General features: G+C 62.2%; 1 protein-coding gene. It reads left to right on the top strand.

Going from position 1 to position 1,374, the window contains the following annotated elements; genetic code table 11:
* Positions 1 to 54 precede the first annotated feature (54 nt).
* A protein-coding gene (locus BG61_RS38435) for an IS3 family transposase (RefSeq protein WP_411776674.1) occupies positions 55 to 1,334 on the top strand; the annotation gives its coding sequence in 2 pieces (ribosomal slippage) (positions 55 to 313 and positions 313 to 1,334; 1,281 coding nt in all).
* Positions 1,335 to 1,374 lie beyond the last annotated feature (40 nt).

Genomic DNA, 1,374 nt, shown 5'->3' with positions numbered 1-1,374 from the left:
TGAAGTTGACCCAGAAAAACGGACATCTATCCTTTGGAGAAGGAGGTGCCGATTATGGGCAAGCATCGTACCCCGTACCCGGCGGAATTTCGGGCGCAAATGGTCGAGCTGGTGAAGGCTGGACGTAGGCCGGAGGAACTGGAAAAGGAGTTCGAGCCGACTGCACAGACCATCTACAACTGGGTGGCGCAGGCTGATCGCGACACAGGCGTGCGGCATGACGGTCTGACCACAGCCGAACGGCAGGAGCTCGCACGGTTGCGTCGTGAAGTCCGGCAACTGAAGATGGAGCGCGACATACTCTCTCACGCGGCAGCCTGGTTCGCGAGGGAGACGGGATCCATTCCACCGAAGAGCGGTACGGATTCATGAAAGCGAACCGGGCCCGCTGGCCCATTGCGATGATGGCTCGGCTGCTCGGCGTCTCGACGAGCGGCTATTACACGTGGCTGGTGCGAGAGCCTGCGATGCACACACGTAGCGATGCGCAACTGCTCGCGCGCATCCGCACGCTACATGCGAGCTCGCGCGGCACGTATGGGGCACCGCGTATCCATGCGCAGCTCGCGCGCGAAGGCGTACACGTGGGGCGCAAGCGGGTAGCGCGCCTCATGCGTATGGCGGGTCTGTGCGGGGCAAGCCGGCGGCGCTGGCCGCGCACCACACGGCCACGCGCAGGCGCCCGGCGTGCGCCTGATCTGGTGCGCCGGCACTTCAGTGCTGACGCGACAAACGTGCTGTGGGTCGCAGATGCGACCTATGTACCCACGGGCGAAGGATTCCTCTATCTGGCGGTCGTGCTGGATGTGTTCAGCCGTCGCATCATCGGCTGGGCGATGTCCAACCATCTGTACACGGAACTGATGTTACGCGCGCTGGACATGGCGTTGCAGCAACGACGCCATGACGGTGTGATTCTACATTCCGATCAAGGCTGCCAATACACGTCCATTGCCTTTGGACGGCGATGCCGCGAAGCAGGCGTACAGCCGTCGATGGGCACGGCCGGCGATGCCTATGACAACGCGATGTGCGAGTCGTTCTTCGGCACACTCGAAGCCGAACTGCTCTGTCGCGAACACTTCGCGACCCACGAACAGGCACGGCGGCGTCTGTTCTCGTTTCTGGAGAGCTGGTACAACATACGCCGCCTGCACAGCAGCATCGGCTACTGTTCGCCGCTCGAGTTCGAAAACCTGCATGTGCAAGATCAAAGCTTATCGTCGCGCGGGTTGCCCACCGCCGGGCAGCGTCGTGGTCGTGACAGGCGACCCGCCGCCCGACCGTGGACAACCCGCGATTCAACCTTATCGGGAGGTGCCACACCGCATTAAACTCAACTGCAAATCTATCCGTCGAACCGGGTCAACCTCA

Origin of the sequence: Caballeronia glathei (assembly GCF_000698595.1) — a bacterium.
In the GTDB taxonomy this organism is placed as follows: domain Bacteria; phylum Pseudomonadota; class Gammaproteobacteria; order Burkholderiales; family Burkholderiaceae; genus Caballeronia; species Caballeronia glathei.
Note: the sequence above shows the minus strand (reverse complement) of the source record. Positions and strands in the feature narration are given on the sequence as shown.